The organism is Streptomyces sp. MK37H (genome assembly GCF_018035285.1).
Lineage (GTDB): Bacteria > Actinomycetota > Actinomycetes > Streptomycetales > Streptomycetaceae > Streptomyces > Streptomyces endocoffeicus.
In genome coordinates this window covers 1-9,164 of the sequence record NZ_JAAAYH010000363.1, presented here as the reverse complement: position 1 = coordinate 9,164, position 9,164 = coordinate 1, and the positions used below count along the sequence as shown (strand labels likewise).

The following is a 9,164-nucleotide window of genomic DNA, read 5'->3' as shown; positions in this document are numbered from 1 at the left end:
CGACTTACGGTCTCCGGACGGTCGCCGCGCGGGCCGAGCGCCGTGGGCTACTCCGACCCGTTCGGCTTCAGCGCGGCGTTCAAACGGGTCCGAGGCGTCACCCCGAGCGACTTCCGCCGCACCGCGACCACCCCCTGAAAGACGCCGGAACGCGGTTCGGCTCAGGGCGCGAGCTCAAGGCCTGAATGGACGGTTCGACATCACCGTGCGCACAACCGGTCCAACGCCGACTGGCTCTCATCGTCCGCGGCGCGGTAGATCAGCAACCGCTGGTCCGGATCTTCAAGTGGCATCAGCACTTCGAAATGCAGTGCGAGCACACCGACGTCAGGATGCCGTATCACCTTGCGCCCGCGGCCGTTGACCTTGACGTCTCGCTCGGCCCACAAGCGCGCGAATTCCTCGTCATGAGTGGCGAATTCGGCGATGAGGCCGGTCAACGCCTTGTCGTCCGGATGCGCGGCCCACGCGGCGCGCAGATGGGCGATTCCCTCCCGCACGACGCGTTCGCGGTCGACATAGAACTCACGTATCCGCGGATGCATCAGACACAGCCACATCGCATTGCGCCGGGCCGGTGGCAGGGTGTCGAAATCCAGGAGCAGCCTCGCCATTTCGGCGTTCCAGGCCAGGATGTCGTAGCGGTGGTTCATCAGCATGGCCGGTAGCGGCGACAGGTCGGCGACCAGCCGGGCCAGCGGCGGCACCGCGGTGGTGGCGGGGCTGTCGGCGTTGCGGGGGCGGCGCTGCTGGGCCAGGTCGAAGAGGTAGGTGCGTTCGTCGGGGCCCAGGCGCAGCGCCCGGGACAGCGCCTCCACCACGTCCGCTGAGGGCCGCAGCCCGCGCCCCTGTTCCAGCCGCACGATGTAGTCGATGCTGACCCCGGCCAGTTCGGCGACCTCTTCGCGGCGCAGTCCCGGGGTCCGCCGGGACTGCCGACGCGACGGCAGGCCGAAATCGTCCGGGTTCAGGCGTTCGCGCCGGGTCCGCAAGAACGCGGCCAGCTCCTGTGTCGCGTCCACGGTTCGGGTCGTCATGTTCGACCCAACAGCCAGGGTAGGACTGGTGTTCCCAGGAACTTCCTTCCCTTATCCCCGGCTCACGGAGGTCACAGGCTTGTTTTCGACAACGGATCACAAGCACAGGAGGACACGATGTCGCTCACCCTCGACACCTATCGGCTGCTGGGCCGCTCCGGGCTACGGGTCTCACCGCTGGCGCTGGGCGCGGCGACCTTCGGTACCGAGTGGGGCTGGGGCGCCGAGCAGGACGAGGCGCGCAAGCTGTTCGACCTCTACGTCGAGCGCGGCGGCAACTTCATCGACACCGCCAACACCTACACCGATGGCAGCTCCGAGCGCCTGCTGGGCGAATTCACCCGCGACAACCGCGAAAGCCTGGTGCTGGCAACGAAATACACGACGCTGCGCCGGCCCGGCGATCCGAATTCCGGGGGCCCGCACCGCAAGAGCCTGTTCGCGTCGGTGGAAGCCAGCCTGCGACAGCTGAATACGGACTACATCGATCTGCTCTACCTGCACGTGTGGGATTTCACGACGCCGGTCGAGGAGATCCTGCGCGGCCTGGACGACCTGGTCCGGCAGGGCAAGGTCCTGTACGTGGCGATCTCCAACGCCCCGGCCTGGCAGGTGTCGCGCATGCAGACGATCGCCGACCTGCGCGGCTGGTCGCCGCTGGTCGCGCTGCAGATCGAATACAACCTGATCGAGCGCACCGGGGAACGTGACCTGATCCCCATGGCACGCGAGATGGGGCTGGGTGTGGTCCCGTATTCACCGCTGGCCGGCGGGGTGCTCACCGGCAAGTACAGCCGCGACGACCTGGCCGCGACGAATGTCGGATCCGACGACGGCACCCGTAAGAGCTTCAACTTCGCCTTGGGTACGCTCACCGAACGTAACCTCGCCATCGCTGATGTCCTGAAGGAGGTCGCCACGGAACTGGGCCACACACCCGCCCAGGTCGGGCTGGCCTGGACCCTGCGGAACCCGGGCGTGACAGCACCGATCATCGGCGCACGCACCCTCGCGCAGCTGGAGAGCAATCTGGGCGCCCTGGAGGTCGACTTCACGGCCTCCCAACTGGCCCGCCTCGACGAGGCCAGCGCGATCGAACTCGGCGCCCCGCACGGCCTGCTCGCCAGTGACCACATCCGCAATGTGACCAAAGGCGACCTGAAGATCGAAACCCGCCGCTGATACCCGATCGGCCCCGCGGGCAGCCGCAACCTCGCACTCGGCCTGTTGCGCCTGGCGGGGGTCACCCAAATCACCCCGGCGGTGTCTGGGTGCCGGTCATCTCCCGTGTGACGGCCCAGCGTTCGTGCCCGCGCCAGGCACCGTTCAGGAACTGGAAGTGGGGAGAGTAGCCCTCACGCTGGAACCCCAGGCGTCGTACCAGCCTGATGGACGACTCATTGGCCGGCTGGATGTTGGCTTCCAGCCGGTGGAGCCCGAGCTCCGCGAAAGCGAACTTCAGAACCAGCCGCAATCCCTCGGTCATATAGCCGCGCCCTGCGGTGGACGCGTAGGCGGCATAACCCAAGGCCCCGCTTTCGAGGGTGCCGCGGACGATGTTGTTGATGTTGACTCCGCCGACGATCGCGCCTGTGTGGCGCAAACAGACCAAAAGGCCTTCGTGCGCGGATTGATCGAACCGCGCGATGTACTCCCGGAATGCTTCCGGGGACGTTTCCCGGGTGGGGATCCACGGGTGATGCAGATCGGCGCTCTCACGAGTGAGGGCGCCGATCTCTTCATAGTCCTGGAAGGCGATCCGCCGGATCGCCACCCGTGGCCCGTGGGCGAGGAAGTGCTCTTCGGCCATCGTGTGATCGTAGCCAGCGGTCAGGAGTCAGCAGGCCGAGGCACGATGCTCACCGCGCGGTAGTCGTACCCGTCCTGTTTGAAGCCGGGGGCTTCCCATGTGAGGTCCACTTGCTGTCCGGGCGACAGTGTGCGGAGGCCGGTCATCTGGATGTCGGAGAAGTGGCCGAAGCAGCCGCCGGGGGTCTCGGGGGAATCGAGCACGCCCCACCCCTCCTCGTCGCTCCACTCACGGACAGTCGCAATCACCATGGGAATGGACCCTATGGGCTCGGTCCGGTCTCGTCTCCGCATTCAGCCGATGGTGGTGGCAGGGCTCAACGGCTCACTGCGCCGGTCTCCGTGGACCCGTAGAAGCAGGCCCTGTCGTCCATCCGCAGAAGGCGCCCAGGGGGCAGCGGTGATTCCAGGGGCTCATCAAGTGGGATGCCCGACCAGTCGATGTCGAACGGACCGGTGTCCGGAGCATCCGGCACCCGGGCGATCAGGTCGTAGGTGGTGACGGGCCTGCCGGGCCGATGTATCTGCAATTCCAGTCTCATCATGCCGTCGAGGTCCAGCCTGGTCTCGGAGAGGGCCGGCCGACGTCGTGCCAGCGCCAGCGATTGCGGAGACAGGTCCACCCCCGCCAGCTGCCTCCCGTCCCCCCGGGCCAGGAACTCCAGCAGCAGGCCATCACCGCAGCCGAGGTCCAGTACGCGCCCGCTTCCGGCCACCCGGTCGCACAGGAGCTCATAGCTGGACCGGCCGTCCGGAGCGCGACCGCGGCCGAACGCCTCCGCGGTCACCGCCGGACGTTCGGCGTGGAACGCCTGCAGGAATGCCTCTTGCGATGAGGTAATCGTCACTCACTCAACCTACGGCGGTCACGAGGTCATTGGGCCTGCCCCTGTTCGATGAACGTGGTGAACGCGGCGACCAGGCCATGGGGCGCGTCGTCGCCGAACATGAGCTCGTCGCTGTCGATGCCTTCGGCGGCGACCTCGGCGCTGCGGGGGAACATGGCCTGCTCGTACTCGGCGAGCGCGGCCTCGGCATCGTCGGGGTGCGCGGCGAGGGCCTTGCCGAGTTCGGCGCCGTCGAGCATGGCCAGGTTGGCGCCTTCGCCGTTCGGGGCCGTGAGGTGGGCGGCGTCGCCGACCAGCGTCACCCCCGGCACCCGATCCCACCGGTGCTCGATCGGCAGGGTGTAGTGGGGGCGCAGGACCGGCGGGGTGTCGCCGTCGGTGATCAGCGCGGTGAGCTCCGGCGCCCAGCCGTCGAACTCCCGCGCGATCCGCGCGGTGGCCGCGGCGGCATCGGTGAAGTCGATCGCGGCGAACCAGTCCTGCGGCCTGGGGAGCAATACGTAGGTGTGCAGGGTGTCGCCGCTCTCCCGGTGCGCGTGGATCGCCCTGCCCGGCGCGTGCGCCATCATCGACCCGCCGCCGACGGCCTTCGCGGCGCCGGGGTGCCGGGTGTCGGCGTCGTACAGGTACGTCTCGACGAACGACAGGCCGGTGTACTCGGGTATGGCGGTGGAAAGCACCGGCCGGACCCGTGACCACGCGCCGTCCGCGCCGACCAGCAGACTCGTGACGACGGTGCTGCCGTCGGCGAACGTCACCTCGTGGCGGCCCTCACCGAGGGCACGGGTCCCGCTGACCTTGTGGCCCCACCGGACGGTGCCGGCCGGGAGCGAGTCGAGCAGCATCTGCCGCAGCTCGCCGCGTTGCACCTCGGGGCGTCCACCCGTGCCGTCGTCGGCCTTCTCGAACAGGACGGTCCCTTCCCGGTCGAGGGCCCGGATCGCCTGGCGGCCCTCCAGGACGAGGCCGCGGAACTCGTCCATCAGACCGGCGGCCCGCACCGCCAGCTGGCCGTTGTAGTCGTGGATGTCCAGCATCCCGCCCTGCGAACGCGCCATCGGGGAGGCCTCCGCCTCGTAGACGGTGGCCGGGACGCCGTGGACGTGCAGGACGCGGGCGAGCGTGAGGCCGCCGAGTCCGGCGCCGATGACCGTGACGGGAGTGCGCATCGTGACTACTCCTTCGTGAATCGAGACCGCCCGGTGCCAGCCCGGCCAACCTCGCTGGTATGCCATTCCAGTACTGGAACGCCGCTCCATAATGGAACGTCGCTCCATGTTGGAACAACGCTCCAGTCATGTCAAAATGGCAGCATGGCAACACGGACACGCCGGTCCCAGCGGCGCACGGAGGCGCTCTCCCGCGAGCGCATCGTCGAGGCCGCCGTCGAACTGCTCGACACGGCCGGCGAGGGCGGGCTGACCTTCCGGGCGCTGACCGAGCGCCTCGCTACCGGGCCCGGGGCGATCTATTGGCATGTGGCCAACAAGGACGAGCTGCTCGACGCCGCGACCGACGCGGTCGTCGCCGCCGCTCTGGCCGCCGAGCCGGCCGCGCGCGCTGAGCGGGCCGAGCCCGCTGAGCCGGCCGCGCGCGCTGAGCCGGCCGCGCGCGCCGAGCACGCTGAGCCGGCCGCGCGCGCTGAGCGGGCCGAGCCCGCCCAGCCCGCCGAATCTCCGGACTCGCCGCAGGACAAGATCCGCGCCGTCGCGTTCGGCCTGTTCGACGCGATCGAGGACCACCCGTGGCTCCCCACGCAGCTCGCCCTCCAGCTCTCCCGCAGCCCCTGGGGTTCGGTGACGCCGCAGATCTTCGAAAGCATCGGCCGGCAGGTCCGCGCGCTGGGCGTACCCGAGGGCCACTGGTTCACGGCGACCTCGGCGCTGGTGCACTACATCCTCGGCGCCACCAGCCAGAACGCCGCGAACAACGCGAGCGCCCGCGCCTTCGCGCCCGACGTGGACCGCGCCGAGTTCCTCGACGCCGCGTCGAAGGCATGGGAAGAGCTCGACCCCGACGACTACCCGTTCATCCGTGCCGTCGCGGCCCAGATGCGCGAGCACGACGACCGCGAGCAGTTCCTCGCCGGGATCGACCTCGTCCTCACCGGCATCACCGCTCTCCACCTGCCCGGCGAACAGGGGCGCCCTACGCCACCCGCCACCTGAGCGGGGTGAGGCCCGGCCCTCGCCGAGGCAGGACGGAACTTCCACGCCACGGGAACCAGCGACGAGCGGCGGCGTACTCGGTTCGTACGCAACCCTCTGCCGGACAACGCTCTTCGAGCTGTCGCCGAGTGTTGACGGGCTACGGCCAGAAGAGCTTCACGGACTCTCGCGGTTGTCGCTGAGCCGGCACTTTCGGTGGTTCAACCGTGTAGCCAAGGAGACGCAGCACCTCTGCGGCAGCCTCCGGAGCATCCCGTACGGCGGACTTCAGCTGTGTCAGCCGCCAATCGGTCAGATGCTCAACAATCACCGTGCGCCAGTTATCCGTCGTGTCGATCGCGAACTCGCGCTTGAGGAACAGCAGCACGTCCTCCAACGACGGACGCATCCGGTGGCCACCGACGGGCAGGTGCATCTCGGCGAGGCGAGGCAGTCGGTCTCGACGCAGCCCTTGTTTGGGCCGACCCGAGTCGGCCGGCCGCAGCAGGTAAGAACATGCTGGCGTCGTCCCAGCAGCAGTATTAGCAGGCTAAGAGGCTGAGCCTCGAGCGGCCGCCGAGCTCCGTCGCCATGTCGTCCAGGGTCGGTGCCCCTTCAGCAGTCACCTGAGGCCCCACTGACACCGATGAGGCAAAGACGGAAGGTTGTCACCCGGCTGGAGCAGATCGACGTTGACCGGGCCTGGAGGGGGATGCCGAGGGCCAGGCAGGTGTCGGCGAGCAGCTACCCCGGCTGGGGACCTCCTAGGCTTCGGGGCCTACGGCCGGTGCGGCCGTTGCCCGTGCCGTTGAGGGGGAGCAGGGACTCCAGGGTGGCGCCCCGCACCCAGGCGCCCAGGAGGTTCCGGTGCAGGGCGAGGATCTCGTGCTTCATCGCGAGTTTCTCCGCCTCCCGTGTGAAGGCGCAGGTGGCGACGAACACCGCGACATCCGCGCCGTGTTCGGCCTTCGCCGTGCCGAGGAACTTCTGCATATCGCCGCTCGGTACGGTGCGATGGGGTGCGTAGTGCTTGCACTGGATCACCAGCAGGCGGCCGTCCGGCATGCGGCCGATGACGTCCGCGCCCAGGTCGCCCGACCTCCCGGAGACGACGACCTGGGTGCAGCCGTCCCGGCGGCACAGCTCCGCGACGTAACTCTCGAACCGCTGCCAGGTCATGGCGTCCACCTCGACCATGGACCGCTCACGTGCCGCGTTCTCCTGCTCGGTCTGCCAGGCCCGGTGTTGCGCCACGGTGCGCAGCTGCGTCTTCCGCAGCCACCAGCCGATGGCGCCGAGCAGGCCGACGAGGACCACCCCGACGACGTACGGCCATACGGTCTTCCAGGTCAGGGCCAGCGCGAGAGCCGCCACCGCGCCGCCGCTCCAGGCCGTGCGGCGCGGCTGTGCCTTCGCTCGCCGTAATGCCGCTCTACGTCGCCGTCGCTGTGGCCGTCGCCCTCGCCCTCGCACGGTCAATGTTCGCGCCCCCCTGTCGGCTCGTTTCCCTCCCCCTCGCAGTGTCGGGAGCGGCAGGACGCCCCCGCAAGACCGCCCCTCGCGCAGCGGCGAGGTCTGCCGTGGGCGAATCTGCTGCGGGCCGAGATTCCTTACCAGGCAAGCGAATTGGGTCGATGGTGAAAGGACCGCGGCGGTGTGGGTCGCGATATTCACAGGGAGGTCCCATGGGAACATTCGCCACCGGCTGGGAGCCGGCAATGAGTCCGCGAGCCGCGGAGGGGGATACGGCACCCACCCGGTTCGACGATCACCTGGCCGCGCAGCTGCTGACCCAGCGCATCGTCTTTCTCGGCACGCAGGTGGACGAGGTGTCCGCGAACCGGGTGTGTGCGCAGATGCTGCTGCTCTCGGCCGAGGATCCGCGGTCGGACATCAGCCTCTACGTCAACAGCCCGGGGGGTTCGGTGACGGCGGGGCTGGCGATCTACGACACGATGCGGCTGATTCCGAACGACGTCTCCACGCTCGTCATGGGATTCGCCGCGAGCATGGGGCAGTTTCTGCTCACCGTCGGCACGACGGGAAAGCGCTACGCGCTGCCGAATTCCCGCATCATGATGCATCAGCCGTCCGCCGGTATCGGGGGGAGCACGGCCGATATCGCGATTCAGGCCGAGAATCTCGAATTCATGAAGCGGTCGATCGAGCGGATCACGGCGGAGCACACCGGACAGAGCGTGGAGACCATTTCGCGCGACGGTGACCGCGACCGGTGGTTCACACCGGAGCAGGCGAAGGAGTACGGAATGGTCGACCGGGTCGTGGAGTCGCTCGCGGACGTACGGCCCGCCGGTACGCGGCGCAGGATGGGGATCTGACATGGGGCAGTACACGATTCCGACGGTCGTCGAGCGCACCACGCAGGGGGAGCGGGCGTACGACATCTACAGCAGGCTGCTGTCCGAGCGGATCATCTTCCTCGGTACGGAGATCGACGACGGCGTCGCCAACGTCGTCATCGCGCAGCTGCTCCATCTCGAATCGTCGAGCCCGGAGCAGGAGGTCTCGATCTACATCAACTCACCGGGTGGCTCGTTCACCTCGCTGATGGCGATCTACGACACGATGACGTTCGTGTCCGCGCCCATCTCCACGTTCTGCGTGGGACAGGCGGCCTCGACCGCGGCGGTGCTGCTGGCCGGGGGAGACCCCGGGCGGCGGTTCGTGCTGGAGCACTCCCGGGTGCTGCTGGGGCAGCCGGTGAGCGGTGGTGCGCAGGGCACGGTCTCGGACCTCAGCCTCCAGGCCAAGGAGATGCTCCGGATCCGCTCGCAGGTCGAGGAGGTGCTGGCCCGCCATACGCCCCACGACGCCGCCGCGCTCCGCGCCGATATGGACCGCGACAAGGTCTTCACGGCGGAGGAGGCGGTGGCGTACGGGCTCGCCGACGAGGTGCTGAGCCGGCGGATGGCCCGGGCTTTTTGAGGGCTCGGTGCCTCAGGCGGCCAGGCGTACGTCGCCCTGCCGCCCCGCGTTCCGGGCCGCGCGGTCCGCGACGGACGTGGCGGAGGTGACGGACGTGAGGGACGTGACCGACATCGCCGCGCCGTCGCGCCGCCGCGGGCCGGAGACGAGCCGGATCAGCTCGCCCTGGGCCATCGCGAGGAGGTCGGCCAGGCCGAGGCCGAGTGCGCGGGCGGCGGCCGCGAGGACCTCGGACGACGCCTCCTTGCGGCCCCGTTCGAGCTCGGAGAGGTACGGCATCGAGATCCGTGCCGCCTCGGCCACGTCCTTGAGCGTGCGCTGCTGAGCGAGGCGCTCGCGCCGCAGCACGCCACCGACGACATCCCGCCACAAGGGCT

General features: G+C 69.0%; 12 protein-coding genes. 4 read left to right on the top strand and 8 right to left on the bottom strand.

Going from position 1 to position 9,164, the window contains the following annotated elements; genetic code table 11:
- Positions 1–200 precede the first annotated feature (200 nt).
- Entirely contained in the window at positions 201–1,022 is an 822-nt protein-coding gene (locus GWI24_RS34360; protein WP_308344185.1) for a helix-turn-helix transcriptional regulator, read from the bottom strand.
- Between the two features lie 132 nt (positions 1,023–1,154).
- Between GWI24_RS34360 and GWI24_RS34355 the strand changes: the two genes are divergently transcribed.
- Positions 1,155–2,219 carry an aldo/keto reductase gene (locus GWI24_RS34355; protein ID WP_210949960.1) on the top strand — a complete coding sequence of 355 codons (1,065 nt, stop codon included), beginning with the start codon at positions 1,155–1,157 and terminating at the stop codon, positions 2,217–2,219.
- 70 nt (positions 2,220–2,289) lie between these two features.
- Here the strand turns inward: GWI24_RS34355 and GWI24_RS34350 are convergent, their stop codons facing one another.
- From GWI24_RS34350 to GWI24_RS34335, 4 genes are all read right to left on the bottom strand, one after another.
- Entirely contained in the window at positions 2,290–2,847 is a 558-nt protein-coding gene (locus GWI24_RS34350) for a GNAT family N-acetyltransferase (RefSeq protein ID WP_210949959.1), read from the bottom strand.
- A gap of 20 nt (positions 2,848–2,867) precedes the next feature.
- Positions 2,868–3,098 carry a cold-shock protein gene (locus GWI24_RS34345; RefSeq protein ID WP_210949958.1) on the bottom strand — a complete coding sequence of 77 codons (231 nt, stop codon included), beginning with the start codon at positions 3,096–3,098 and terminating at the stop codon, positions 2,868–2,870.
- A gap of 65 nt (positions 3,099–3,163) precedes the next feature.
- Positions 3,164–3,694, bottom strand: a complete 531-nt coding sequence (locus GWI24_RS45800) for a class I SAM-dependent methyltransferase (RefSeq protein ID WP_308344184.1) — start codon at positions 3,692–3,694, stop codon at positions 3,164–3,166.
- Between the two features lie 26 nt (positions 3,695–3,720).
- Positions 3,721–4,863, bottom strand: a complete 1,143-nt coding sequence (locus tag GWI24_RS34335) for an NAD(P)/FAD-dependent oxidoreductase (RefSeq protein WP_210949957.1) — start codon at positions 4,861–4,863, stop codon at positions 3,721–3,723.
- Between the two features lie 144 nt (positions 4,864–5,007).
- On the opposite strand from GWI24_RS34335, the gene GWI24_RS34330 reads away from it, so the two are divergent.
- On the top strand, positions 5,008–5,862 hold the full coding sequence (locus GWI24_RS34330) for a TetR/AcrR family transcriptional regulator (protein ID WP_210949956.1): 855 nt from the start codon (positions 5,008–5,010) through the stop codon (positions 5,860–5,862).
- Between the two features lie 139 nt (positions 5,863–6,001).
- On the opposite strand, the gene GWI24_RS34325 is transcribed toward GWI24_RS34330, so the two are convergent.
- Entirely contained in the window at positions 6,002–6,277 is a 276-nt protein-coding gene (locus tag GWI24_RS34325; RefSeq protein ID WP_247617263.1) for a hypothetical protein, read from the bottom strand.
- Positions 6,278–6,585: 308 nt separating this feature from the next.
- Positions 6,586–7,215 carry a restriction endonuclease gene (locus GWI24_RS45795; protein WP_308344183.1) on the bottom strand — a complete coding sequence of 210 codons (630 nt, stop codon included), beginning with the start codon at positions 7,213–7,215 and terminating at the stop codon, positions 6,586–6,588.
- A gap of 311 nt (positions 7,216–7,526) precedes the next feature.
- On the opposite strand from GWI24_RS45795, the gene GWI24_RS34315 reads away from it, so the two are divergent.
- Both GWI24_RS34315 and GWI24_RS34310 read left to right on the top strand, forming a co-directional pair.
- On the top strand, positions 7,527–8,180 hold the full coding sequence (locus GWI24_RS34315; RefSeq protein ID WP_210949954.1) for an ATP-dependent Clp protease proteolytic subunit: 654 nt from the start codon (positions 7,527–7,529) through the stop codon (positions 8,178–8,180).
- Between the two features lies 1 nt (position 8,181).
- On the top strand, positions 8,182–8,787 hold the full coding sequence (locus GWI24_RS34310) for a ClpP family protease (protein ID WP_020871648.1): 606 nt from the start codon (positions 8,182–8,184) through the stop codon (positions 8,785–8,787).
- 12 nt (positions 8,788–8,799) lie between these two features.
- Here GWI24_RS34310 and GWI24_RS45790 read toward each other — a convergent pair.
- Positions 8,800–9,164: RodZ family helix-turn-helix domain-containing protein (locus GWI24_RS45790; RefSeq protein WP_247617262.1), on the bottom strand; the 365-nt coding region annotated here is incomplete at its 5' end.